Below are 25122 nucleotides of genomic sequence, written 5' to 3' on the forward strand. Positions count from 1 at the left end.
CCAAGTCTAACTGCTCGCCGACGTTACTCCGCTTCTGCCACCGTGATAGTCAACGAGTCGGATGACGGGGACGGCACTCCGCCGCAGCGCGCGATATACGAGATGGTCACCGTGCCGGGCGAGTTCGGCATAGTTACGCTCGTGCTCTGCGTGCCCGCGGGGGCCGGCGGGATGCTGGGCCCACCTTGCACCGAGAACTCGTACGCCGTGAGCGAGGTGTTCGGCGGGCAGCCCGTATACACCGGCCAGTTGATCTGTACCGTGTCGCCCGGCTCGGCTGCGCTCGGACCGCTCAGCGGGTTCGGCTTCGTCGGTTCCGGAATGGGCGAGTAGATGCTCACCGTGACCGTGGTGCCCTTGGCAATGGTGCCCGTCGGGTCGACCGCATAGACGAGGCCTACCTGTGACGGATCGGGCGCGGTCGCGCCCTCGTTGACAGACACGCCGAGCCCGAGGTCCCCGAGGATCTGCCGGGCTTCCGCCTCGGTCTTGCCGCGGACCAGGTCGAGGTTGACGTTCACCGAATCCGAGGTCGGCGATGCGCTCGGAGAAGCGGAGGTCGGTGTGGAGACTGAGCGTGACGGACTGGCGGAGGTTGGCGGCGGCTCCTCGCTCGGCTGCCCGAGGAGGGCGATGATCGTGCCGATGAGCACGACGAGCAGGATGCCGATGAGTGCGATCAGCGGCCACGTCCACGGGTTGCGCTTCTTGGTCGCCGCCTGCACCGGCCCGGTCTGGGTCGCACCAGAGGGCGTGACCGGCAGCATCCGGGTCGCGTCTTCGTTGCCGATCGCGGAGGTCGCCAGTTCGCTCGCGCCGAGCACGGCGGGGACGGCCGCTGCGGCACCAGCGACATCACCGCGGCGCAACGCCTGGGCGGCGCGCGCGAGGTGCGCGGCGGTCGCCGGGCGCTCCTCGGGCTTCTTGGCGATGCACGCGCTGACGAGGTTGCGCACCGGCTCGGCCACTGTTCCCGGCAGCGCGGGAGGGGCCTCGTTGATCTGAGCCATGGCGATGGCGACCTGCGACTCGCCGGTGAACGGCCGTCGTCCTGCGAGTGCCTCGTAGGCGACGATGCCGAGGGAGTAGATGTCGGTGGACGGGGATGCCGGATGTCCGCTCGCCTGTTCTGGCGAGAGGTACTGCACCGTTCCCATCACCTGTCCGGTGGCCGTCAGCGGGACCTGGTCGGCGATTCGGGCGATGCCGAAGTCTGTGATCTTGACCCGACCATCCGGAGTGATCAGCAGGTTGCCCGGCTTGATGTCGCGGTGCACCAACCCGGCGGCGTGGGCGGCTTGAAGGGCGGAGGCCGTCTGCGCGACGAAGTCGAGCACGCGGTCGGTCGGCAGTACGCGTTCGCGCTCGAGGATCGTGGACAGCGCCTCGCCGGGCACCAACTCCATCACGAGGTAGGCGCTGCCGTCCTCCTCGCCATAGTCGAACACGTTCGCGATTCCCTCGTGGTTCACGAGCGCAGCGTGACGCGCTTCGGCGCGGAACCGCTCAAGGAAGCCGGGGTCACCGAGGTATTCGTCCTTCAGGATCTTGATCGCCACCGTGCGTCCGATGACGAGGTCCGTCGCTTGCCAGACCTCCCCCATGCCGCCAATGGCGATACGACTCGCGAGCTGGTACCTACCCCCGAAAGTGAGGCCGCTTGTGGGTCTCATCTGCTCAGCACCGCTTCCATGACCCTCCTGGCGATCGGCGCGGCTTCGGCGTTGCCCGAGCTTCGACCACCGTCCTCGATGACAACTGCGACGGCAACCTGGGGGTCTTCGGCGGGTGCGAAGCCCGTGAACCACAGGGTGTACGGTTCACCCTCGCCGTTCTCAGAAGTGCCAGTTTTCCCACCCACGTTGACTCCACTTATTCTTGCATTGCTGGCCGCGCCATTCGCGACGTTGTTGACCATAAGTTGCACAAGCGTTGCACTCGTCTCCGGGCTGATCGGGTTGCTGTAGACCTCCGGCTGGAAACCTTCGATTTCGGAGAGATCCGAGGCGATGATGCTTTCCACCAGTTCCGGCTTCAGGAGTACGCCGCCGTTCGCGACCGCAGCCGACACCATTGCCATCTGCAGTGGGGTCGCTCGCACATCCGACTGGCCGAAGGCGGAGAGCATTGTCTGGGCAGCATCAGGATTGTCCGGATAGTGACTCGGGGTGACTCGCATCGGAACGGAAAGCGGGCGGCCGAATCCGAACGCCTCGGCGTACTGACGCATCAGGTCGTCGCCGAGCGCGCCGCCGATCTCGGCGAATGGAATGTTGCAGCTGAGGCGCAGAGCGTCCGCAAGCGTGACCTGTTCGCCCGGCCCGCAGGTGCCTCCGCCGGCGTTGTGGACGACAGAGTTGCTCTGCGGCAGCTGAAGCTGCGCGGGGTTCGGCACAGCGGTATCCGGGGTCATCGCTCCACTGTCCAGTGCCGCGGCTGACGCGATGACCTTGAAGGTAGAGCCCGGGTGGTAGAGGTCGCCCGTGATCGCGCGGTTGATCAGCGGATCGCTGGGGTCGGCGAGGAGCGAGTCGTACGCGTTCATGACCTCAGAGGTGCTGTGCGAAGCGAGCAGGTTGGGATCGTAGCTGGGCTTCGACACCATGGCGAGAACAGCGCCGGTCTGTGGGTCGAGAGCGACCACCGCTCCGTGGTGGCCTCCGAGGGCATCCCACGCCGCCTGCTGCACGACGGGGTCGATGGTGAGCTCGACGGCCGCGCCCTTGGCTTCCTGGCCGGTGAAGATGGCGTTCAGCTGCGCGAAGAACTGGTCATTGGAGGTGCCGCTGAGGTAGTCGTTGAGGGCACCCTCGATCCCGGTGTTGCCCTGGTTGAGTGTGAAGTAGCCGGTGATGTTGGCGTACAACTCGGGCTGGGTGTAGGTGCGCAGGTAGCGGTACTCGGAATCGACCGGGGTCGAGTACGCGATCGCCTCACCGTCGACCAGGATCGGGCCGCGCTGGGTCGAGTAGCTGTCGTACAAGGTTCTGACGTTGCGGCCATCGGCGCGCAGGTTGTCGGCCTGCAGCGCCGTGATGACGGTGCTCGATGCGCACAGCGCGAAGAACATGACGAGCAGGGCGACGCTGACGCGCCTTATTTCGCGATTCATGGTCCCACCACCAAATGCGGTCCGGTTCGGACCGTGTCAGAGAGCCGTAACAGCAGCGCGACGATGATCCAGTTGGCCACCAGTGACGAGCCGCCGGCGGCGAGGAACGGTGTCGTGAGTCCTGTCAGAGGGATCAGTCGCGTCACGCCGCCGACGACGATGAACACCTGCAGCGCAATCACGAACGAGAGGCCGACGGCGAGCAGCCGGCCGAAGTCATCCTGTCCAGCGAACCCGATGCGCATGCCGCGCGCGACGAACAGCAGGTACAGCCCGAAGATCACGAACAGGCCGGCGAGGCCGAGTTCCTCGCCGAGGCTCGCGATGATGTAGTCGCTGTCCGCGAGCGGCGTCAGATACGGGCGGCCCTGGCCGAGACCGGTGCCGATCAGCTCGCCGTGAGCGAGGCCGAACATGCCCTGCACCAGCTGGTAGCTGCCGCCGATCGCGTCGTAATGGGCCGGATTGAAAGGGTCGAGCCAGGCGTTGAAGCGGCCCTGCACGTAACCGAGGGTCTGGCTCGCGACGAGTGCTCCGCCGACGAACAGGCCGAGTCCGAGAATCACCCAGCTCGCCCGTCCTGTTGCGACGTAGATCATTACCAGGAAGAGGCCGAAGTACAGCAGTGAGGTTCCGAGGTCGCGCTGGAAGATCAGGACGGCCATCGCAGCGGCCCAGATGACGAGGATCGGGCCGAGGTCGCGGGCTCGCGGAAACCGCATCCCCAAGAATTTCTTGCCGACCATTGACAGGCTGTCGCGCGCCTCGACCAGATAGCCGGCGAAGAAGATCGCCAGCGCGATCTTGGCGAGCTCACCGGGCTGGAACGAGAACCCGAAGATGTTGATCCACAGCCGTGCGCCGTTGATGGTCTGGCCGATCCCCGGCAGCATGGGCAGCAGCAGGAGGACGATTCCCGTGAACATCGCGATGTAGCGGTAGCGCTGCAGCACACGATGGTTCCGGATCAGCACGATCACGGCGAGTGCGATCACAATCGCCAGGGCCGTCCAGGCCATCTGCCGCACCCCGGCCGACGCCCATCCGGTAGCGCCATCGTTGAGGTGGATGCGGTAGATCATCGCGATGCCGAGACCGTTGAGCACGGATGCGATGGGCAGTAGGAAGGGATCGGCATCCGGGGCGACAATCCGGAGCGCGACGTGCACGACGAGCACGAGTGCGCAGAGCAGGCCCGTGTAGGTGATCGCGTCACTGTGCGTCTCGCCGCCTAGCGCGCCGAACTGCACCAGGATTATCGACCCGAGGTTGATCGCGAACGCGACTAGCAGCAGCCCGAGTTCGAGATTGCGCTGCCGGGCGGGGGTGCGCAGCCTCAGCTTGATCGTCCCGGTGAAGGTGTTGCGGGGTTCTGCGGCGGCTGGCTTTCCCGCGATGGGAGCGGTCTCAGTCATTGCTCAACTCGCTCAGTCTCTCGATGATCTTGCGGGCATCCGCGAGGCTGTCCGCACTGATCGTTTCCTCGACCGTTGACCGCGTGTAGGGCGGCAACCCCTCCATGGTGATACTCGTCTGCTGGTAAACGCTGGAGAGCGAGATCGGGCCGACGGTCTGCTGTACGCCCTTGTAGATGGCGACGGTGTCGCCGTTGGCGCCGACGTAGTAGTGCGTTTGGGTCCACTGGTAGCCGAGCACCAGGCCGACCACGATTGCGGCGATGGCCAGGGTGATGGCGACAAGCCAGGTGATCCGGCGGCGGAGGGCCCGCCGCTTGTCCTCGAGGATGAGCTCGTCGAGGTACTCCTCGGATTCCGGTTCGAAGTGGGAGTCCTCGTGCTGGGTCGACTTGAGCGGATGCAGCAGCAGGGTCGGCAAGCGCAGCGCGCGCCGGGCGATTTCCGCCTCGTAGGTGAGGGGCAGGGCGGCCGAGCCGACGATCTGCGGCGGCATGCCCGCGTACTCGTCGTCTTCGCCGACGTCGATGAGCACCACCGTGACGTTGTCCGGCGCACCGTGGTCGAGGCTTTCCTTGATGAGCCTGTTCGCGGCGTCCCGCGTCGTGCCGAAGTTCGCAAGGATCGTTTCGAGTTTGTCGTCCGTGACATAGCTGCTGAGCCCGTCGGAGCAGATCAGCCAGCGGTCGCCCGGCCGGGTGTCGAGCACGGTCGTGTCGATCTCCGGTGACGAATCGATGTCGCCAAGCACCCGCATGAGCACGTTGCGGCGGGGATGGACTGCCGCCTCCTCCTGCGTGATGCGCCCGCTCTCGACGAGTCGCTGAACGAAGGTGTGGTCGGCGGTGATCTGGTCCAACTCACCGTCGCGGAACCGGTAGATGCGCGAATCGCCGATGTGGGCGATGGCGATTCTGTCGCCGACTCGGGCGAGCGCGCTGACTGTCGTGCCCATGCCGGTGAGTTCGGCGTGGTCGAAGACCGTCTCGGCGAGCATGGTGTTCGCGGCGAGCAGTGCGGTCTGCAACGCGAACGCGGCGTCCTCCGCGGAGGCGTATTCGCGGTCAGCCTCGGCGATGCGCTTGATGGCAATCGCGGATGCGACATCGCCGCCAGCGTGCCCGCCCATGCCGTCGGCGACGACGAAGAGGTGTCTGCCGGCGTATCCGGAGTCCTGGTTGTTCGATCTCAGCTTTCCGACGTGCGAAACGGCAACACTCTTGCCAATGGTGGCCATCCAGTTACCGCCGCAGTTCGAAGCTGGTGGTGCCGATCTTCACCGGAGTGTTGAGCGGGACCGGCGTCGGCACGGTGACGCGCTGGCCGGCCAGGTAGGTGCCGTTGGTGGAGTCGAGGTCCTGGATGACCCAGTCGTCTCCCCACAGCATGAGCCGGGCGTGGTGGGTCGAGGTGTAGTCGTCCCGGATGACCAGCCCGCTCTCGCTCGAGCGGCCGATGGTGAGCGGCTGGTCGGAGAGGGCGATTTCGAGTCCCTCCTTGGCGCCTGAGGTGATCACCAGCCGCTTCGCCGAATTGGATCCGGCTTGGGCTGCTGGTGCCGGTGCCGGTGTGGGCTGGGGCGCGGATGCTACCGGTGCTGCGGCCGGGAACGGTGACGCGGCGGGCTGGGACTCCGCGGGCATCCGGCGCACCTTCTGCCCGAACAGGTCGGTGCGCAGAGCGTAGACGATGGCGAAGACGAACACCCACAGGAGCAGGAGGAACCCGATCCGTAAGACCAGCAGCGTCAGGTCACTCAACGGCTGCCCCCCGGGCGATCGCCACGATCGAACGGGTCGGCTGTCGCGGATTGGGCAAGCACCCGGAAAACGATACGGGTTCTGCCGATCGAAATCACGGAGTCCGGGGGCAGCGGCGAGGCGGTGACCGGCGATCCGTTGAGTTGAGTGCCGTTCGTGGAGCCCAGGTCACGGACTTCGCCACGCGATCCGTCCCACAGGATCTCGACGTGCTTGCGGGAGATTCCGGTGTCATTGACGGTGATGTCCGCTTCGCTGCCGCGGCCGATGATCGTGCGGGACTGGGTGATCGCGTGGCGCTTGCCGTTGATGTCGAGCACCGGGGTCCACACGACCTCGCCCTGCACGTTCTGCGAGTCGACCTGGATCATGCCTTCGCTCAGGCTGGAGTCTTCGACCAGGTCGATCATGATGCCGCCGGCGAACTGGTAGTGCTGCGCGGTGGCGTGCGTCTGCACGAGCCCAGTCAGCTCGTCGGTGAGCGCGGGGCCGAGCCCGGTCATCCGGGAGTGGTCGGCCGGTGAGAGTCGCACCTGGAATTTGTTCGGTACCAGGATGCGGTCACGTGCAACGACTGCAGCCTTCGTGTCGAGTTCGCGGCGGAGTGCCGCAGTGATCTCGATCGGCTGCAGACCGCTCTTGAAGGTCTTCGCGAACGCGCCGCCGACGACGCGCTCAAGACCTTTCTCAAAGTTGTCCAGTAGCCCCAACGGTCTTCCTCTCGACCTCGCGTACCTGTGACGATGTTAGTCGCTGAGCGTTGACGGCCGCCCGACGGCCGCGTTTTCGAGGCCTCGGCTATGGTAATCTCGCTTAGTCTGCGCGAGTGGCGAAATTGGCAGACGCGCACGGTTCAGGTCCGTGTGCCCGTGAGGGCATGGGGGTTCAAGTCCCCCCTCGCGCACCATCCAGGTAAAAGGTCATCGGGTTTCCGGTGGCCTTTTCCGTTTCCGCGGTTCGGGCCCCGCGCCCGCTGCGGACACCCGCAGCGTTTCCGGACATCCGCGCCCGGCGCACCTGCCGCGGTTGTCCGGAAGGACCCCTCTGCGGAACTGCGCCATGAGTGCACTTCAGTAAATGGTGGAAAGACTTGTCTGCGAGCGATACGGTCCCCCAATGAGGATTCGACAATCGTTCAAACCCAGCCTGGTCGGTGTGTGTCTCGTGATTGCGCTTGCTGGATGCGCGCCGCAGGAGGTTGCGGTGTTGCCAGACCCGTCCGCGTCCGCATCGCCCGCCGGAGACTCGCCAGATCCGGCGGTTGCCGCAACGTGCACTGCAGTTGGAGGCGCTATGACCGTTCTCCACAATGCCCGCGGCCGCCTGCATGACGGGACGTTCAACGAGGCGGAGTACTCGGCGGCGGCAGCCATGGCCGGTCTCATCTTCGAGCTCCAAGGCACGTTTCCCGTTACGGAACGCGGTCTTCGCACGGAGACCGAAAGCATGGTCACAGCGTTGGCGTTGGCGGCGGAGTCCTCGGCTGGGTTGCCCGGGCTTGAAGACTCTCTGGAATTCAGGCAGGCGCGCACCTCGCTTTCGAAGGCCTGCGACCTGAACCAGACCGCGATCCGTGTGCTTTCAGAAACGGGCGGATAGCCAAGCGTGGATTCCCCGGCCACGCTCAGAAAACACAATGTGGGATTTGAACTGCGGCCATCACGGCGAGGTAAGCGACAACAGTGCCGCTCCACGCGGCCAACGGCCAGAGCACCGCAAGGTTCCGACTCTTTGCCTGTGGCGACCAGAAGTACGCGGCCAGGAGCGAAAGCGCGGCGGCGAGTTGGGGCAGAGCAATGGAACCGGTTAGGACATACCCGCGAAGCAGATCGGAGTCATCGGCGGATTCAGACCACCAGCCGAATATGAACGCCGAAATGGGCCACACAACAAGGAGGCCCATTAGTACCAAGAACGCGATCGGCACTTCAAGGGCGCGATGCTTCAAGGCAAACCGGGCACTGACGTTGACGATCGCGCCGCCAAATCCCGCGAGAATAAGCGCCCCGACGGAACACAGAGCCAGCGTGATGCGTGCTGACGTAGGGGTTCGTGTCAGGTCCGCACAGTCGAGCATGTCGACAACGAATAGGCCCATTCCCCACGATTGTGCGGCGCAGAGGGCAAGCCAGCACATGGTGATGCCCGCAGTGACAAGCACTGTGATGGCGGTGGTTGCCCGAGTGGGCTCTGGAAGAGCGCGCAAAGTCCCGCCTTCACCGAGCATTGCCTTCTCGTGCACCGGCCCAGTCTCTCAGGTCACTGTGCGCCAATGCGAGATTAATTCCGCCAGCGGCGGTTGCGGACATCCGCAGGGTTTGCGGTCACAAGCGACCGGCGCACGGGGCGCGGTTGTCCGGAACGGGCGCGCTTTCCCCGGAACGACTAGGACGCCGTACGGGCGACCGCGTAACGGAACGCGTTCACCAACCGGTAGCCGCCATCCGGTGTGCGGAACTGCTCCGCCGCAGCCAGCACCGTATGGGCGTACTCGGCAATGGTGTCCTGATCCTCGCCGAGCAGCACGCCCCGGATGAGAGCGGACTCGTCGGCGACCTCCCACGGCGTCTCCACCAGGGACGAGGCGGTCACCTCGAGGCCTGCCTCCGACAGCAGGGCTTCCAGCCCGCCGGCTCGCCGGTAGTCACCGTCCGGCTGCACCTCCTCGCCCGCGGCTTCGGCCACCGCCGACTCGAGCGCATTCAGTGCGTTGAGTGCGCCATCCGCCCAGTTGGCGATCGCGATGAAACCGCCCGGCACACAGACTCGAGCCGCCTGCGCGAGCGCATCGTGCGCGTCGTCGGCGAACTGCAGCGCGTTGATCGCCGTCACCACATCGAACGACGCATCCGACCACGGCAGGTGCTCGAACCCCCCGATCACCACCTCGCCAGTGGGCGCCGCTGCGCGAGCCAGCCGCACCATCTCGTGGGCCGGATCGATGCCGGTCACGCGAGCCCCCAACGACTCCAGCTTGGCCAGGAACTCGCCGCTGCCGCATCCGACATCCAGCACCCGCGTGCCGGCAACCACACCCGTCTGCTCGATGATCGCCGAGGTCACCGGATCGGCGAGGGCGCCCCACAGTTCCGACCACTCCTGTGCGACCGCAGACCAGCCGCCATCTTCAGCACCGTTCACTTTCGTCATCTTTCCAGCGCCCGGTGGGAAGTGCCCACAACATGTCACCCTGTTACCTCCAACGGCGTTGACTTAGAGTGACCGAATGGCGATCCGGTCGAACGGATACGACGTCGATGTCCTGATTGTGGGCGCCGGCCCGACGGGCCTTGCCCTCGCCACAGAACTCACGCGCTGGGGAGTCTCCTACCGGATCATCGACAAGGAACTCGCCGGCGTTCGGGAGTCGCGCGCTCTGGCGATCCAGCCCCGCACGCTGGAGGTCCTGAGACCAAGCGGCGTCACCGACGGCTTGATCGCGAACGGCTATTCAGCCACGAGCGTCACGATGCACTCTGGCCGCCGCGAGGCAGAAGTGAACCTGTTCGGCGACGCCAGCACCGACACCGAGTACCCCTTCATCCTCTTCCTGTCGCAGGCGAGGACCGAGGAGCTGCTCACCGAACGGATCGCCGCCGAAGGCGTGAGGGTTGAACGCTCGACCGAACTCATCGCGCTCGGCCAGAACAAGGGTGCCGTGCGCGCGATCCTCCGCTCCGAGAGCGGCACGGAAACGGTTCACGCGCGATTCCTCGTCGGCTGCGACGGTGCCCACAGTGCGACGCGGCGACTGGCAGGGCTCCGCTTTGAGGGCGAGTCCTTTCCCGAGACGTTCGCGCTCGCCGACGTGGAAGCCGACGGCGTCGATTCGTCCCGCATCCACGCCTTCCTATCCGATCGCGGCGTGATGTTCTTCTTTCCGCTCCAGGCGCCCGCTACCTGGCGGATCATCCTGCGGCTGCCGGATGACGAAAGCGAGCTCTCGCTCGACTCGCTGCAGCGGGCGGTGCGCGAGCACACTCCGCTGCCGATCACCGTCCGCGACCCGGTGTGGCTGTCCCGGTTCGTCGTCAACAGCCGTTACGCCGCCCGATTCCAGCAGCGCCGCGTGTTCGTCGCCGGTGACGCAGCCCACATCCACAGCCCGGCCGGTGGACAGGGCATGAACATCGGCGTTCAGGACGCGATCAACCTCGGATGGAAGCTTGCCCTCGTCTGCTCGGATCGCGCCCGGTCCGGGCTGCTCACGAGCTACGACCGGGAGCGGCGGCCCGTGGCCCGCCAGGTGATTCAGCTGACCAACCGGGCGTTCCGGGCCGCCATGAGCGCGCGGGGACTGGTCAAATTCGTCCGCAGCAACATCGCGCCGCGGGTCGCGCCCAAGATCTTCCGGTTGAAGATCGTGCGCTCGTTCGCGTTCCAGACGATCGGCGAGTTGCGCACCGCCTATTCGAAGAGCCCGCTGTCGGTGAGCGGCCTGAACGCCCACGGTCCGCGTGCGGGTGAGCGGCTCCCGGATGCCGCGGTGACGGTTGACGGGACAGTCATCAGTCTGCATCGGGCGCTGGCGGAGCCTGTCCTCACGGTACTGCTGTGCGGGCCGGCCGAGGTGTGGGACAACAGTTTGGCCCACGAATCGAGTCATTGGGGCGGCGCGGTGCGCTTCCGCATTCTCACCGAGGCCGGTAAGCAGGGCTCCCTCATCGGCACCGACGAGACCTTCAAACGGCTTCGCCTCGACCCGAACAAGCCTGCGCAGCTGCTCGTGCGCCCCGACCTGCATGTCGGATACCGGGCCGCCGGGGACGACCTCGACGGACTGCGCGACTACTTGGCCGAGGCGCTGCGGCTCCGCCAGATCTGAGCATCCGACGGTTCAGAAGTTCAGCACGATCCCGATCAGCAGGATGGCGGCGCTGACGGCGGTGAAGCCCAGCTCGGCGAGGGCCAGCTTCGTCTTCGCGAAGCGCACCATCATCATGTTCGTGACCGAGTGCAGCGGCAGCGTCACGAGCACGAGCCACGGGTTCGCAAAGAGCATCAGGGTCAGGCCGATGTGCATTGCGATCGCGGCCAGGCGCTCGAGCAGACCCCAGCCGGGGCTTTCCGGGACGATCATGCCCTGCTCGGACAGCAGCTGGCGTGCCTCGCGGGACTTGGCGTCGTCCTTCTTCAACAGGCTCGAAATGGCCAGCGCGTTGATCGCGACGATGACGACCTCGATCGTTGCCCAGCCGAATCCGGCCCACAGGGCGTCGGTGGCTGTGCGCAGGAACAGGAGCACGAGGGCGAGTCGCACGAGTTCTTCGGCCGGCCCGGAGAACCAGCCGACGATGGTCGCGGCACGCTTCTGCGTTGTTGTCGCGTTCGCGATCAGGGCGACCGGTTGCCGCAGGATGAGGGCGAGCATCCAGCCCGCTGCACCCAGTCCGAGCGGCACCCATAGCGGTGCGCCCACGGTCAGCAGCAGTAGGCCCACCGCGATGAACGGGGCCGGCAGCAGCGCGAGCGCATTGTTGCGCGCGCGGATCGCGACAGCGGGGTCAAGGTCGGTGGTCATTCGTTGTCTCCTGTGGTTCGGTGCAGCGGGATGCTCGCGGTCGCGATGAGCCGCGGCTTGCGGTTTGTGGTGGGCTGGTTGTCGATTCGTGCAGCGATGAGCCCGCGGACGTCGGCGAGCAGCTCGCGCAGCTCGGCATCCGTCAGGTTGAGGACGTGTTCCCGATAGCCGACGCCGTCGGCGACGAGATCGATCGCCGGCTGCTCCAGGTACCGTGCGTACTCGCCCAGCAGGCCGCCGACGAACGTGCCGAAGTACCGGAAGTGGTCGTCTCGGCTGGCGGTTGCAAGGTCCTCCGCGCTCAGGATGGCGCTGTCGGCGAGGGCGTAGGTGCGCTCGGTGACGCCGCGCACCGGCTGCTCTGCATCGATGCGGAGCACGCCCGCGTCGAGCAGGACCGGCAGGTGGCGGTACAGCGTGGCCTGCGGGATGTCGGGCAGGACCTCGCCGAGCTGCTTTGTCGTCTTCGGCCCAGTCGCGAGGGCGCGGAGGATGGCCATGCGTTGTGGGTGCAGCACCGCGTCGGCTCTAGATGTTCTCACGATCAAGAACATTATCACATCTGAGAACAGGTGAACTTCCACTTGCCCTCGGTCGGGGGATATGGTTAAGTACTTAACAATATGACGGACATTACCGACAGCACGGTCTTCAAGTTGCACCGCGCCACCGCCCTGCTCGACCGCATCGCTGACCATTACCTGCAGCGCGAGCACGGTATCCGCTACTCGCAGTTCCTGCCGCTGCTCATCGTGCGCGTGATCGGCGAGCCCACCCAGACCCGCATCGCCGACAACCTGGGCGTCTCGCGCGCGTCGGTCACCCAGCGGATCGCCCCGTTGGTCGCCGACGGGTTGCTCGCGGTGCGCCAGCACCCCGCAGATGCGCGCGCCAAACTGGTCACCCTCACCGAACGCGGCACGGCTCTGGTCGACGCCGCCTGGGTCGGCCTGACCGCCCACCAGGACGGCGTCGAGGACGGCGTCGATGAGGCCGTGCTGGCGGCACAACTCGATCGGCTCATAGCGAATGCGCTGCCGGTCGCTATCGGAGGAAACTCATGAGCAAGGATCTTCTCGCCACTCGCGAGTTCAACCCAGATGCGGCCGAGACCATCGTGTTCCTGCACTCCTCGAACACCGCCGGGTGGATGTGGGGCGAGCAGGTGCCCGCGTTCGACGACCACCACCTGCTGGTGCCGGACCTGCCCGGCTATGGCGACAACAACGACCGCGAGTGGCTCAGCCTCGCCGACAGCGCCGACCACGTGGCCAGGCTGATCGAGCGCCGCGCGGCAGGCGGCACGGCGCACATCGTCGGGCTGTCGCTCGGCTCGAGTGTGGCGCTGGAGCTGGCCAGGCGGCATCCGGAGCGGGTGACCACCCTGTTTCTGGCCAGCGCCAACATCGCCAAACCGGGGCGTGCCCTCGTCTGGGGCGGCCGCGCGCTGCTCACCCTCTGGAACAGCCCTGGCTACTGGAATGCCACCGGCCGCAGCTACGGATTGGCCGGCGAGGATCTCGACCTGTTCGTGAAGACCGGTGCCGGCATCCGCAAGCAGACGGCACAGCGCGTGCTCGCCGAAGTGACCCGCGGCGTGTCACCGGATGCGCTCACCGCGGTCTCCGCGCCGCTGGTCGCCATCGCGGGCGGGAAGGATGCGGCGTTCATCAGCCGCGACTCGCTGCGGTTGCTCGCCGAGATCCTGCCGAACGCCCGAACGGCGATCGCGCCCGGCCTGCACCATCAGTGGAACATCGAGGATGTGCCGTTGTTCAACGCTGCGGTACGGGAGTGGCTGACTTCTCGTTCACTGGCAGGCGGTCTGGAGCCAGGTCCAGTCGGCGCAGCAACTGGGCGTTGAGCGCGACCACCACGGTTGAGGCCGACATCAGGATCGCCCCGACCGACATCGGCAGCACGAAGCCGATCGGCGCCAGCACGCCGGCCGCGAGCGGCACGGAGATCAGGTTGTAGCCGGCCGCCCACCAAAGGTTCTGCTTCATCTTGCGATAGCTCGCGCGCGACAGCGTGATCACCGAGAGGACCGAGCGCGGGTCGTCGCTGGCCAGGATGACCCCAGCCGACGCGATCGCGACATCCGTTCCCGCGCCGATGGCGATGCCGACGTCGGCTTGGGCGAGCGCGGGAGCGTCGTTGACGCCATCACCGACCATCGCGACCTTGCGCCCTTCGGCCTGCAGCTCGCTGACCTTGGCGGCCTTATGCTCTGGCCGTACGCCGGCGAAGACCCGATCGATGCCGAGTTCTGCGGCAACCGCGTGGGCGACCTCGGCGGCGTCTCCGGTGATCATCACCACTTGGGCGCCGAGCTTGTGCAGTGCGTCGACCGCCTGGCGGGATTCCGCGCGCACCTCGTCGGCAAGGGCGAGCACGCCGATGATCTCGCCGTCCTCGACAACGTGCAGCACGGTGGCGCCGCGGTCGCTCCACTCCTCACCCGTGCCGTGCGCGTCGAGGTTCAGTGTGCTCAGCATGTGCGGGCCGCCCACGCTGACGCGTCGTCCGTCGACGACACCGACCACGCCCTCGGCGGGCGCGGACTGGAAGCCGGTTGCGCGCGGCACCGCCAGGCCACGCTCGGCGGCGGCATTCACTATCGCGCGGGCGAGCGGATGCTCACTGGCTGCCTCGACCGCTGCGGCCAGCGCGATGACCTCGTCGTCCGACCTGCCGGCCGTCGCCGCGATATCCGTCACCGCGGGTTCGCCCTTGGTGAGTGTGCCGGTCTTGTCGAACAGCACGGTGTCGACCATGCGCATGCTCTCGAGCGCGAGCCGGTCCTTGATGAGCACGCCGCCCTTCGCCGCGCGCTCGGTCGCGATCGACACCACGAGCGGGATGGCCAGGCCGAGTGCGTGCGGGCAGGCGATGACGAGCACGGTGATGGTGCGGACGACCGCCTCATCCGGCAGGCCGAGCATCGTCCACACGATCGCGGTGATGATGCCGGCTCCGAGCGCGAACCAGAACAGCAGCGCGGCCGCCTTGTCGGCGATGCGCTGCGCGCGCGAGGTGGAGTTCTGCGCGTCCGCGACCAGCCGCTGGATGCCGGCGAGTGCGGTGTCGTCGCCGATCGCGGAGACCCGGATGCGCAGGGCCGTGTCGGTGGAAACCGTGCCGGCCACGACGTGGTCGCCGGGGCCTCGACTGACCGCGCGGGATTCGCCGGTGATCATCGATTCGTCCATGTCGGCGGTGCCGTCGACGACCTGCCCGTCGGCGGGAACCCGCCCACCTGGCCGCACCATCACGAGGTCGCCGACGCGCAGGTCCGAGGGCGTGACGACGGTGACCTCGTCGCCGTCGAGGCGCTCGGCCTCATCCGGCAGCAGCGCGGCCAGGCTCTCGAGAGCCGAGGAGGTCTGCGCGAGCGAACGCATCTCGATCCAGTGCCCGAGCAGCATGATGACGATGAGGAGGGCCAGCTCCCACCAGAAGTCGAGTTCGTGATCGAGCAGGCCAAGAGTCGCGCCCCACGACGCGATGAACGCGACGGTGATGGCGAGCCCGATGAGCAGCATCATGCCCGGCCGGCGGGACCTGAGTTCACTGACCGCGCCGGTCAGGAACGGCCGGCCACCCCACAGGTACATGACGGTGCCGAGAATGGGGGAGATCCAGGCGAAGACCGGGGAGTCCGGCAGGGCGTAGCCAAGGATGGACGCGAACATCGGACTGAACGCCACCACCGGGATCGCGATGACGAGCATGATCCAGAACAGCCGGCGGAACTGCCCGACGTGGTCGCCGTGGTCGCCGTGGCCAGCGTGGGGGTCGTGTCCTGCGTGGGCGTCGTGACCTTCGTGTCCGGCATGCGCTGCGTGATCGCCCAGGTGCTCGTGCGCTACCTGCCCATGTCCTGCGCTCTCGTGTCCCGCATGCTCGTGCTCGTGGCTCATGTTGACAACGCTATACCCCAGGGGGGTATCATTCAACCGAACGGAGGGACGCAATGGCACACGGCTACGTCGACGACAAGGATGCACTGCTCAAGCGATTGCGTCGCGCCGAGGGCCAGGTCCGCGGCGTGCAGCGCATGGTCGAGAACGACGAGTACTGCATCGACATCCTGACCCAGATCTCAGCGGCGACCAAGGCGCTGGAGACCGTCGCGCTCGAACTCCTGGACGATCACCTGAGCCACTGCGTCGCGGAGGCGACCCGCGAAGGCGGCCCGGTCGCCGAGCAGAAGCTCACCGAGGCATCCGCGGCTATCGCGCGGCTCGTGCGTTCCTGACCCACCCAACCCACCTCTATATAAGGAGAATCCATGACCGAGCACGGCCTAGACCTCGGACTGACCGACAAGCACGCCAGAGCGAGCGCCGGATGCGGCTGCGGCGGCGGCATGTGTGCCTGCGGCGGCCACGGCGAGGGCGGTCACGGGCACGGCCACTCGCACCAGAGCGCCGCTCCGGTCGCGAACGTCGTCACCACCGACCTCGCGGTCACCGGAATGACCTGCGGTCACTGCGTGTCGAGCGTCACCGAGGAGCTCAGCGAGGTGGCCGGCGTCGAGTCGGTCTCGGTGTCGCTGAACGCTGGGGGCGTGTCCAGGGTCACCGTCGCCAGCCAGTCGCCGCTCGACGCCGAGGCCCTGCGTGCCGCCGTGACCGAAGCGGGATACTCGCTCGCGGACGCCTGATGCCGGCAATCGACGTCGAGCTCGACATCGGCGGCATGACCTGTGCGTCGTGCGCCAACCGGATCGAGCGCAAGCTCAACAAGCTGCCCGGTGTCGAGGCGACGGTGAACTACGCGACCGAGAAGGCGCGGGTGCTCGCCCCGGACGGCGTCGACCCCGAGCAGCTCATCGCGACCGTCGAGGCGGCGGGGTACACGGCTGCGGTCCCCGCGCCGCCGATCCCGGATGCGGTACCAACGGCATCCGATGACCTGGCACCGCTTCGGCAGCGCCTGATCATCTCAGCGGTGCTGACCATTCCGGTCGTGCTGCTGTCGATGATCCCCGCCCTGCAGTTCACCAACTGGCAGTGGCTCACCCTCACGCTCGCGGCGCCGGTCGCGGTGTGGGGCGCGTGGCCGTTCCACCGTGCGGCCTTCGTGAACGCCAGGCACGGCGCCGCGACCATGGACACGTTGATCAGCGTCGGCGTGCTCGCGGCGTTCGCCTGGTCCCTGTACGCGCTGTTCTTCGGAACGGCCGGCATGCCCGGCATGACCATGACCTTCAGCCTGTTCGCCGAACCGGGATCCGGCGCGAGCGAGCTCTACCTCGAGGTGGCCGCGGCCGTCACCGTGTTCATCCTCGCCGGCCGTTACATCGAGGCGCGCACCAAGAAGCAGTCCGGCGCCGCGCTGCGCGCACTGCTCGAGCTCGGCGCGAAGGACGCCAACGTGCTGCGGGACGGTGTTGAGGCCCGCGTGCCGGTGAGCACGCTCGTCCCCGGCGACCGTTTTGTCGTGCGTCCGGGGGAGAAGATCGCCACCGACGGGCTCGTGGTCGACGGGGCATCCGCGGTCGACCTCAGCATGCTCACCGGCGAATCGGTGCCGGTCGAGGTCACTGTCGACTCGCGTGTCGTCGGCTCGACCCTCAACGTCGGCGGGCGCCTCGTGGTCGAGGCCACTCGAGTGGGCGCCGACACCGAACTCGCCCGCATGGCGCGTCTGGTCGAAGAAGCGCAGACCGGCAAGGCCGAGGTCCAGCGCCTCGCCGACCGGGTCTCCGGGATCTTCGTCCCGGTCGTCATCGGACTCTCGCTGCTGACCCTGATCGGCTGGCTGCTGGTCGGCGGATCGGTTGAGGCCGCCTTCACCGCAGCCGTCGCGACCCTGATCATCGCCTGCCCGTGCGCGCTCGGCCTTGCAACGCCGACCGCGCTCCTGGTGGGCACCGGCCGCGGCTCGCAGTTGGGCATCCTGATCAGGGGACCCCAGGTGCTCGAGTCGACCAAGAAGGTGGACACCATCGTCCTCGACAAGACCGGCACGGTCACGAGCGGTCGGATGACGCTGCGAGAAGTCCTGCTCGCCGACGGCGAAGACCGTGGTGAGGTGCTTCGGCTGGCTGCCGCAGCCGAACACGGTTCAGAGCATCCGATCGCGCGAGCCATTGTGGCTGCGGCGGAGGGCGAGAAGGCTGTCGCCGAGTCGTTCGAATCCGAGCGCGGCCTCGGCGTCACCGCGACGGTTGACGCGCACGCCGTGGTCGTCGGTCGGGCCAGCTGGCTCCGCGAAGACTGGGCACTGGTGATCCCGGATGCGCTGGCCGCGGCGATCGAGACGGCGGAGAGCGCCGGGAGCACGGCCGTCGTGATCGCCTGGGACGGCGCCGTCCGCGGTGCCCTTGTCGTGGGCGACACCGTGAAGGAGACGAGCAGGCAGGCCATCGACACCTTCCGCGGTCTCGGACTCACCCCGGTGCTCTTGACCGGTGATAATGCCGGCGCGGCCCGCGCCGTCGCATCCGAGGTCGGAATCGCCGACGTGCGGGCGGGCGTCACTCCCGCCGGCAAGCTGGACGCCATCCGGTCGCTGCAGGCGGACGGCAAGGTCGTCGCAATGGTCGGCGACGGTGTCAACGACGCCGCGGCGCTCGCCGCAGCTGACCTGGGCATCGCGATGGGTGCGGGCACGGATGCCGCGATCGCCGCCAGCGACCTGACGGTGATGAGCGGCGACCTGCTGGTCGTCGCGGACGCCATCAGGCTGTCGCGGCGCACCCTGGGCACAATCAAGGGCAACCTGTTCTGGGCGTTCGCCTACAACACGGCCGCCATCCCGGTGGCGATCCTGGGCTTGCTCAATCCGTTGCTCGCGGGGCTTGCGATGGCGCTGTCGTCGGTGTTCGTGGTCACCAACAGCTTGCGCTTGCGTCGGTTCCGCTAGTCGCGGCCGCGCAGGCGGTCGAGGGCGCGCCGGTCCCGCTTGGTCGGCCGGCCCGTCCCCGCGTCGCGCTGTGGCACGAACGGTCGCTCCTCGCGCGGCGGTGGTGGCGGAGTGAGGTCGACGATGCACTCCGCGGCGACAGCTGCAGAAACGCGCTTCACGATGATCCGCTGCACCTTCACGATGCGCTCGAAACCGACACCACGCACGCGCACTTCGTCGCCGACGCGCACCGGCTGCGCCGCCTTGGCACGCTCACCGTTGATACGAACGTGCCCGGCCCGGCAGGCGGCGGTCGCCGCCGACCGAGTCTTCGCCAGACGCACCGCCCAGACCCAGGCATCCACGCGTGCTGAATCCGACATGGAAAGAGCCTATGTGCCGCGCGACTACGACCTGGGGGTACCCAGGCTGTCACCCCAGTGCTACCGAATCGATGCCAAAAGTTGATTGTGGGCTGCCCCGCCACCCAATAGCGTTCCGGAGGCGCTGTATCGGATTGCAGCCGGAGTGGGGTGTGCTGTGGGGGGAAGAAGGCCTTTCGTCAGGCTAGTGGCGGTCGCGATTGCTGCGACCCTGGCGTTGACCGGCTGTGTCTTCGGGAGCGGGGATCGGGATGAGGCGGCTGCCGAGCTCGGTCTCTATCGCGGCCCGATTCCCGACCCGCTCGCGTTGCCGACCGCGCCACAGTTGCCCGAGATTCCGGCCGTCCCCACGGACCCGAGCGATAACGCAGCGTGGGACGCCTTCAACGTGGAGATGATCGCCTACCAGACGGCCTTCGCCGTGACACAGGATGCGATCATGGCGCACGGGACCGCCGTGCAGGATGCGGCGAACCTGACAAAGGCCGGAGGAGCGCAGGCGGTCGCGGCCTGGCAGTCGCTGCTCGTGCTTGCGGGTGTCGCCGTGGCGGGACCGGACGGGCATCCGCTCGAATTGGACGGGCAGACCGGATTCGGTTGGCCCATGTCCGACGGGGAACTGCGCATCCAGTCCTATCTCGGAGCCGTCCAGGGCGGGATGCGACTGGGCGACCTTGCCTACGCGCTCGAGGGCGCGCCCCAGTTCGAGGGTGTCGACACCACGACATGGCTCTACGAATCCTTGAAGGCCGCCGCAGGCAATGCGAACGACCACTTCGGTTCAGTCATGGCGGCGTTGAGTTCCGACCACGGCTACCTCCACGAGCCGGTGACCTTCACGGAGCGGGCCGCCGCGGAGGTCGAACTCACCTGGGGACAGGTCGGCTTGCTGCTGAGGAGACTCGGCGCCGAGTTCGCTGTGTCAGGAGCGCAAACCGCCGCGGCCGATGACGGGGCCAGCTCGACGCTTCCAGGGTTGACCATCGAGCCGGCTTCCTTCGTCCAGGCAGCGGCCGCTGCCCCGTGCGACCTGCAAGGGGATCCGTGGGCGGAAGGCATGATCCCCCAAGTCTTCAAGGGGAGTGCGTTCGGCGTCGATAAGACGCTGGAGGCACAATGGCACCAGCCTGAAGGCGGCGGCCCGCACGCCGGAGAGAGGGCGAAGACCAAGCTCGGCATCGCGCGCTTGCTGTTGGCGCTCGCATCCCTGATTGCCAGGGCCACCGCGCTCGAGGCCAGCTTCTCGCTCGCGGGCGCCCCGCTGGTTCGCACGAAAACCACCCAACCCGGCGAACTCCGCGAACTCACCATTTCCTACGCCTACGATCCCGAGAAGTGGGAGGATCTGCGTCGCTGCATCAACCTCTTCATGGGGCCTCTGGGGCTTGAGCTTCCGCACATCGAGTCTGGTGCGGCGGCGGGCATCGAAGTCGACCTGTCAAGCGAGGACCCCAGCATTCTCCGGATCGGTGACGGTCGCGGCGGCTCCAAGGTGGTCACCAACGGTGCCACGGGTGACGACGGCAAGGTGGCGTTCACACTGTCCGGAGCGCCACAGGAGGACTTGATTCCTGAAGCCGCGGAAGCGGTCGACATTGAGGTCGGACTGCGTGCTGTCTCCAATCTTGGCCAGAACGACCTCGGCAAGGATCTCCAGTCGCTGCCGTGGGACGCCCTCGATGCAGCGGGGAGCGGTGGGCTCACTGCGATCCCGCAGATCCTGAGCCGGATGAAGCTGCTGACGCATTACGGCGTCGCGGACGTGCGTGACTGGGCGCTGGCGGCCGAGTTCGAAGTAACGGCGGTCGGGACCATGGCGACGCGGTCCGCCCACAACAGCTATGGCGCCGGCGGCGGGTGCGCAGCGAGTTGGGCGAACAATTCGTCGACTCAGGCAACGATGTCGTTCGCCTCCGCTGCCGTTTCCGTGACCGCGACACTGTTCAGCAACCCACAGGGCAATCTCGGCGACCAGGCTGTCGTGTTCTACGAGACGGATGGTCCGGGCTTCTTCCCTGTCGGTGGACCGCCGGATGGCGTCCGGTTCTTCACGCTTCCGATCGACTACCGCACCGACAAATCGCACTCCGAGCCGGGTGTCGGCACTATGCCGGATCCCTACGAGGTTCCGCCCAGCAACAACTGCGGGGATGGTGGCGGTGGCGGTGGCCAGCCGACGCCACCAGACTGCGGTGTGCGCGAGTACGCGGGCACACTTGCGGTCACGGTGCCGACGCCGCGCACACTCTACGTGAGCAACGCGGGCTTCATGCACAGTGGGGACCTGTGGCAGGAGTGCGGCAGCTCCGTGCTCCCGAGCGATCCGCCCGGCGTGCCGTCGCTCGAACAGTGCCCGAATCCGAAGCGATCGGGCGGCAAGACGCCCTCGATTAACGACATCTTCGACACAGAGAAGCGGAAGATCGAAGTCAACGGGTCGCTCACCTGCGCTCGAGAGGGCAATGGAACGCTCTCCGAGGTCGAGTTTGAGTGGACGCTCGTGTTCTGCCGCGTCGTCGAGGACGAGGCCTCCTGTCGCGACTGAGATAGACGGAATTCGGGGCGAGTTGCCAGTACTCGCTCCGACATCGTTCGGGATGCTCACCTACCGTCGGAACCCAACCGACAAGTGAGGTGAAGACGTATGGGCACCATCGAAAGCGAGATCGACGTCGACGTTCCAATTAGCGTCGCCTACAACCAGTGGACCCAGTTCGAGGAGTTCCCGCGGTTCATGGACGGCGTCGAATCGATACGCCAGATCGACGAGACGCACACGCACTGGAAGGTCAAGGTCGCTGGTGTCGAGCGCGAGTTCGACGCGACCATCACCGAGCAGATCCCCGACACCCGCATCGCCTGGAAGAGCGTCGACGAACCGCGTCACGCCGGCGTTGTGGACTTCCACCGACTGAATGATGCCGAGACGCACGTGAGCGTCAAGATGGACTGGGAGCCGGAGGGCTTCGTGGAGAAGGTCGGGCAAATCCTGCAGATGGACGACATTCAGGTCGGTCGTGACCTGAAGAAGTTCAAGGAACTGATCGAGTCGCAGGGGTTCGAAACCGGCGCGTGGCGTGGCGAGGTCGACCGCGACCCCGACGCGACCGGGCGCTAGAGGCATCCGAACCGCCCAGATGCGGTGACCGGCTGAGCGCCGGTGACAGACTGGGCGCATGAGCGAGACGTTCGACGTCACCGTCGTCGGCAGCGGCCCGAACGGGCTGGCTGCGGCGGTGACGTCGGCGCGCGCGGGCCTGCGGGTTCGCCTGCTGGAGGCGGCAGCGACCATCGGCGGCGGCGTGCGCACTGCGGAGTTGACGCTGCCCGGCTTTCGGCACGATGTCTGTTCTGCGGTGCACCCGGCGGCGCTCGCGTCGCCGTTCTTCCGCGAGTTCGGGTTGCCGGATCGCGTGAACTGGGTCATCCCGGATGTGTCGTATGCGCATCCGTTGGACGGCGGCCGCGCAGCGCTGGCCTGGCGTGACTTGGATCGCACAGCCGACCAGCTCGGTCGCGATGGCGGGGCGTGGAAGCGGATGTTCGAACCGCTGCTGCGACGGCTGGACGGCGTGGTGGACTTCACCGGGTCGCAGTTGCTGCGCTGGCCGGACGATCCGATCGCGGCCTTTCAATACGGTGCGCGCAGCCTCGGGCTGGGAAGCCGGCTCCTGTGGAACACGAGGTTGAAGACCGAGGAGGCCCGCGCGCTGTTCTCGGGGGTCGCAGCACATGCGGCGGGCCAGACTCCGTCGCTGTCGTCATCCGGCGCCGGACTGTTGCTGGCAACCCACGCGCACGCCGGCGGTTGGGGCTTTCCGATCGGCGGATCACAGGCGATCGCCGATGTGCTGCTGCAGGACTTCCTCACGCATGGCGGGGTGGTCGAGACCGGGCAGACCATCAGGACGCTTCGCGAATTGCCGGCGTCGAAGGTCACGCTGCTCGACACGTCGGTGAAGCTGCTGCTCACGGGGAATCTGCCGGCAGGGTACGCGCGAGCGTTGCGGCGCTACCGCTACGGGTCGGGCGTCGCGAAGGTCGACTTCGCGCTCGCCGGGCCGGTGCCCTGGGCGAATCCGGATGTCGCGCATGCGCCGACCGTGCACCTCGGCGGCACGCGAGACGAGATCGCGGCAGCCGAGAATCTGGTGCACCGCGGCGGTGTGCCCGAACGGCCGTACGTGCTCGTCACCCAGCCGAGCGTGCTCGACCCGACCCGTGCGCCGAAGGGCCGGCACGTGCTGTGGGCGTACACGCACGTTCCGGCAGGCTCCAGCCTGGACGCCACCGAACTGATCACCGCACAGGTGGAGCGCTATGCGCCGGGCTTCCGTGACCTGGTGCTGGCGACCGCGAGCAGCAGCGCCAGGCAGCAGGCCGCGTACAACCGCAGCAACGTCGGCGGCGATATCTACGGCGGTGCGGTGAGCCTGTGGCAGCTGGTGAAGCGCCCGGTGGTGTCCACGAAACCCTGGCGCACCCCGCTGAAGGGCATCTACCTGTGCTCCGCAGCCACCCCGCCCGGGCCGGCGGTGCACGGCATGAACGGCTGGTTCGCCGCGCGGCTCGCGCTGAAGGAGCACTTCGGTATCGAAGTGTGAGCCGCCCGGCGTACCCTGTGCGCGTGGACTGGTTCTGGGCTCCGGACTACGAACTCGCACGCCAGATCCTGCAACGCGGGGTGGCCGCCATCTACCTCATCGCGTTCCTGTCCAGCGCGAACCAGTTCCGCGTGCTGCTCGGCGAGCACGGCCTGCTGCCGGTCCCCGAACTGCTGAAGCACAAGCGGTTCGTGCGCGGCCCGACGCTGTTCCGCTGGCGCTACTCGGACCGCCTGCTGGTCACGGTGTGCGTGCTCGGGATGCTGCTCGCCGCATCCGTCGTCGTGGGCCTCCCGCAATTCGGACCACCGTGGCTCCCGATGCTCGTGTTCCTGGGGCTGTGGCTGCTCTACATGTCGATCGTCAACGTCGGGCAGACCTTCTACGGCTTCGGCTGGGAGATGCTGCTGCTCGAGGCGGGCTTTCTGGCGGCGTTCCTCGGTTCCGACCAGGTGCCGCCCCCGCTGCCGATCATCCTGCTGACCGCGTGGCTGATCTTCCGGCTCGAATTCGGCGCAGGAATGATCAAGCTGCGCGGCGACCGTGCCTGGCGGGACCTCACCGCGCTGTACTACCACCACGAGACCCAGCCGATGCCGAACCCGTTCAGCAGGCAGGCGCACCTGCTGCCGAAGCCGGTGCACCGGATGGAAGTGCTCGGCAACCACTTCGCCCAGCTGGTCGTGCCGTTCCTGCTCTTTCTGCCGCAGCCGGTGGCGAGCATCGGCGCAGCCATCGTCATTCTCACCCAGGGCTGGCTCGTCATCACCGGCAACTTCGCCTGGCTCAACTGGATCACCATCGTGCTCGCCTTCGGGCTGATCAGCGACTCTGTCTGGCACGCCCTGATCCCGGGCATCCCGCTCGACTGGCAGGCGGGCGAGGTCGGCCCCACCTGGTGGCTGGTCGTCGTCGCCCTGGTCACCGTGCTGCTGCTCGTGCTCAGCTTCTGGCCCATTCGCAACCTGCTGTCGCGGAACCAGCTGATGAACGCGAGCTTCAACCGGCTCCAGCTGGTGAACGCCTACGGCGCGTTTGGCAGCGTCACCAAGCGTCGCATCGAGGTCATCGTCGAGGGCACTCTCGTCGAACAGCCTGACGAGGCCGACTGGCGCGAGTACGAGTTCAAGGGCAAGCCGGGCGACACCGCGCGGCTGTCCAGGCAGTTCGCGCCGTACCACCTGCGGCTCGACTGGCTGATGTGGTTCCTCCCGCTCGGCAGCGTGCACACCGAGTGGTTCTACGCGTTCCTCGGCAAACTGCTGGAAGCAGACCGGCCCACGCTCCGGATGCTTCGCCACGACCCGTTCGACGGCACCCCACCGCGCTGGGTGAGAGTGCTCACCTACCACTACCGGTTCTCGACCCGCCAGGAGTTCCGCCGCACGCGGCTGCGCTGGATCCGCGAGCAGCGCCGGGAAGTCATCCCTCCCGTCTCCCTGGACCACGAGCTTCCTTAGACCACGAGC

General features: G+C 67.1%; 23 protein-coding genes and 1 tRNA gene. 12 read left to right on the top strand and 12 right to left on the bottom strand.

Features of this window, described 5'->3' with window-relative positions; all coding sequences use genetic code 11:
* Window positions 1–23: 23 nt before the first annotated feature.
* The 6 genes from IRG63_RS04385 to IRG63_RS04410 are packed head-to-tail and all read right to left on the bottom strand — an operon-like array spanning window position 24 to window position 6997.
* Window positions 24–1673: a protein kinase gene (locus IRG63_RS04385; protein WP_193509320.1), complete on the bottom strand. Its 1650-nt coding sequence runs from the start codon at window positions 1671–1673 to the stop codon at window positions 24–26.
* Window positions 1670–3112 carry a penicillin-binding protein 2 gene (locus tag IRG63_RS04390; protein ID WP_193509322.1) on the bottom strand — a complete coding sequence of 481 codons (1443 nt, stop codon included), beginning with the start codon at window positions 3110–3112 and terminating at the stop codon, window positions 1670–1672. Before IRG63_RS04390 ends, IRG63_RS04385 begins: the two co-directional genes overlap by 4 nt.
* On the bottom strand, window positions 3109–4527 hold the full coding sequence (locus tag IRG63_RS04395; protein WP_168625994.1) for an FtsW/RodA/SpoVE family cell cycle protein: 1419 nt from the start codon (window positions 4525–4527) through the stop codon (window positions 3109–3111). The genes IRG63_RS04390 and IRG63_RS04395 overlap by 4 nt, the downstream gene beginning before the upstream one ends.
* On the bottom strand, window positions 4520–5764 hold the full coding sequence (locus IRG63_RS04400) for a Stp1/IreP family PP2C-type Ser/Thr phosphatase (protein WP_168625995.1): 1245 nt from the start codon (window positions 5762–5764) through the stop codon (window positions 4520–4522). Before IRG63_RS04400 ends, IRG63_RS04395 begins: the two co-directional genes overlap by 8 nt.
* A gap of 4 nt (window positions 5765–5768) precedes the next feature.
* Window positions 5769–6287: an FHA domain-containing protein gene (locus tag IRG63_RS04405; RefSeq protein ID WP_193509323.1), complete on the bottom strand. Its 519-nt coding sequence runs from the start codon at window positions 6285–6287 to the stop codon at window positions 5769–5771.
* Window positions 6284–6997: a DUF3662 and FHA domain-containing protein gene (locus IRG63_RS04410; RefSeq protein ID WP_193509324.1), complete on the bottom strand. Its 714-nt coding sequence runs from the start codon at window positions 6995–6997 to the stop codon at window positions 6284–6286. Before IRG63_RS04410 ends, IRG63_RS04405 begins: the two co-directional genes overlap by 4 nt.
* Window positions 6998–7107: 110 nt before the next feature.
* Between IRG63_RS04410 and IRG63_RS04415 the strand changes: the two genes are divergently transcribed.
* Together IRG63_RS04415 and IRG63_RS04420 are read left to right on the top strand one after the other, a co-directional pair.
* Window positions 7108–7194: transfer RNA gene (locus IRG63_RS04415), tRNA-Leu, on the top strand.
* 386 nt (window positions 7195–7580) lie between these two features.
* Window positions 7581–7886: a hypothetical protein gene (locus tag IRG63_RS04420; RefSeq protein WP_193509325.1), complete on the top strand. Its 306-nt coding sequence runs from the start codon at window positions 7581–7583 to the stop codon at window positions 7884–7886.
* Window positions 7887–7911: 25 nt separating this feature from the next.
* Here IRG63_RS04420 and IRG63_RS04425 read toward each other — a convergent pair whose 3' ends face one another.
* Entirely contained in the window at window positions 7912–8529 is a 618-nt protein-coding gene (locus tag IRG63_RS04425) for a hypothetical protein (protein ID WP_193509326.1), read from the bottom strand.
* Window positions 8530–8672: 143 nt separating this feature from the next.
* Window positions 8673–9428 carry a class I SAM-dependent methyltransferase gene (locus IRG63_RS04430; protein WP_370566175.1) on the bottom strand — a complete coding sequence of 252 codons (756 nt, stop codon included), beginning with the start codon at window positions 9426–9428 and terminating at the stop codon, window positions 8673–8675.
* Window positions 9429–9513: 85 nt separating this feature from the next.
* Here IRG63_RS04430 and IRG63_RS04435 point away from each other — a divergent pair, with 85 nt between their 5' ends.
* Window positions 9514–11112, top strand: coding sequence for an FAD-dependent monooxygenase (locus tag IRG63_RS04435; RefSeq protein ID WP_193509328.1), 1599 nt, complete (start codon window positions 9514–9516; stop codon window positions 11110–11112).
* A gap of 12 nt (window positions 11113–11124) precedes the next feature.
* Here IRG63_RS04435 and IRG63_RS04440 read toward each other — a convergent pair whose 3' ends face one another.
* Together IRG63_RS04440 and IRG63_RS04445 are read right to left on the bottom strand one after the other, a co-directional pair.
* Window positions 11125–11808 (bottom strand): hypothetical protein, encoded by a 684-nt coding sequence (locus IRG63_RS04440; protein WP_193509329.1) that lies wholly within the window; start codon window positions 11806–11808, stop codon window positions 11125–11127.
* Entirely contained in the window at window positions 11805–12506 is a 702-nt protein-coding gene (locus tag IRG63_RS04445) for a helix-turn-helix domain-containing protein (RefSeq protein WP_370566176.1), read from the bottom strand. Before IRG63_RS04445 ends, IRG63_RS04440 begins: the two co-directional genes overlap by 4 nt.
* On the opposite strand from IRG63_RS04445, the gene IRG63_RS04450 reads away from it, so the two are divergent.
* A complete protein-coding gene (locus IRG63_RS04450) occupies window positions 12432–12872 on the top strand; it encodes a MarR family winged helix-turn-helix transcriptional regulator (protein ID WP_193509330.1) in 441 nt (146 codons plus the stop codon). The two genes, IRG63_RS04445 and IRG63_RS04450, sit on opposite strands and share 75 nt — an antisense overlap.
* A complete protein-coding gene (locus IRG63_RS04455; RefSeq protein ID WP_193509331.1) occupies window positions 12869–13672 on the top strand; it encodes an alpha/beta fold hydrolase in 804 nt (267 codons plus the stop codon). Before IRG63_RS04450 ends, IRG63_RS04455 begins: the two co-directional genes overlap by 4 nt.
* Here IRG63_RS04455 and IRG63_RS04460 read toward each other — a convergent pair.
* Entirely contained in the window at window positions 13584–15731 is a 2148-nt protein-coding gene (locus IRG63_RS04460) for a heavy metal translocating P-type ATPase (RefSeq protein WP_193509332.1), read from the bottom strand. The two genes, IRG63_RS04455 and IRG63_RS04460, sit on opposite strands and share 89 nt — an antisense overlap.
* A gap of 53 nt (window positions 15732–15784) precedes the next feature.
* On the opposite strand from IRG63_RS04460, the gene IRG63_RS04465 reads away from it, so the two are divergent.
* From IRG63_RS04465 to IRG63_RS04475, 3 genes are read left to right on the top strand one after another with little or no spacing between them, the layout of a single operon-like run.
* Complete coding sequence (locus tag IRG63_RS04465) at window positions 15785–16069, top strand: metal-sensitive transcriptional regulator (protein ID WP_168626005.1); 285 nt, start codon at window positions 15785–15787, stop codon at window positions 16067–16069.
* Between the two features lie 33 nt (window positions 16070–16102).
* Window positions 16103–16477 (top strand): heavy-metal-associated domain-containing protein, encoded by a 375-nt coding sequence (locus IRG63_RS04470; RefSeq protein ID WP_193509333.1) that lies wholly within the window; start codon window positions 16103–16105, stop codon window positions 16475–16477.
* Window positions 16477–18684 (top strand): cation-translocating P-type ATPase, encoded by a 2208-nt coding sequence (locus IRG63_RS04475; protein WP_193509334.1) that lies wholly within the window; start codon window positions 16477–16479, stop codon window positions 18682–18684. The genes IRG63_RS04470 and IRG63_RS04475 overlap by 1 nt, the downstream gene beginning before the upstream one ends.
* On the opposite strand, the gene IRG63_RS04480 is transcribed toward IRG63_RS04475, so the two are convergent.
* Window positions 18681–19049 carry an RNA-binding S4 domain-containing protein gene (locus IRG63_RS04480; RefSeq protein WP_193509335.1) on the bottom strand — a complete coding sequence of 123 codons (369 nt, stop codon included), beginning with the start codon at window positions 19047–19049 and terminating at the stop codon, window positions 18681–18683. The two genes, IRG63_RS04475 and IRG63_RS04480, sit on opposite strands and share 4 nt — an antisense overlap.
* Before the next feature lie 187 nt (window positions 19050–19236).
* Between IRG63_RS04480 and IRG63_RS04485 the strand changes: the two genes are divergently transcribed.
* From IRG63_RS04485 to IRG63_RS04500, 4 genes are all read left to right on the top strand, one after another.
* Window positions 19237–21594, top strand: coding sequence for a hypothetical protein (locus IRG63_RS04485; protein WP_193509336.1), 2358 nt, complete (start codon window positions 19237–19239; stop codon window positions 21592–21594).
* Between the two features lie 99 nt (window positions 21595–21693).
* Window positions 21694–22167 (top strand): SRPBCC family protein, encoded by a 474-nt coding sequence (locus IRG63_RS04490; RefSeq protein ID WP_168626010.1) that lies wholly within the window; start codon window positions 21694–21696, stop codon window positions 22165–22167.
* A gap of 58 nt (window positions 22168–22225) precedes the next feature.
* Window positions 22226–23653 (top strand): NAD(P)/FAD-dependent oxidoreductase, encoded by a 1428-nt coding sequence (locus IRG63_RS04495; RefSeq protein ID WP_168626011.1) that lies wholly within the window; start codon window positions 22226–22228, stop codon window positions 23651–23653.
* A gap of 23 nt (window positions 23654–23676) precedes the next feature.
* Window positions 23677–25113 carry a lipase maturation factor family protein gene (locus tag IRG63_RS04500; RefSeq protein WP_370566177.1) on the top strand — a complete coding sequence of 479 codons (1437 nt, stop codon included), beginning with the start codon at window positions 23677–23679 and terminating at the stop codon, window positions 25111–25113.
* The last annotated feature ends 9 nt before the right edge of the window (window positions 25114–25122 follow it).

Origin of the sequence: Cryobacterium sp. BB736 (assembly GCF_014980265.1) — a bacterium.
Lineage (GTDB): Bacteria > Actinomycetota > Actinomycetes > Actinomycetales > Microbacteriaceae > Terrimesophilobacter.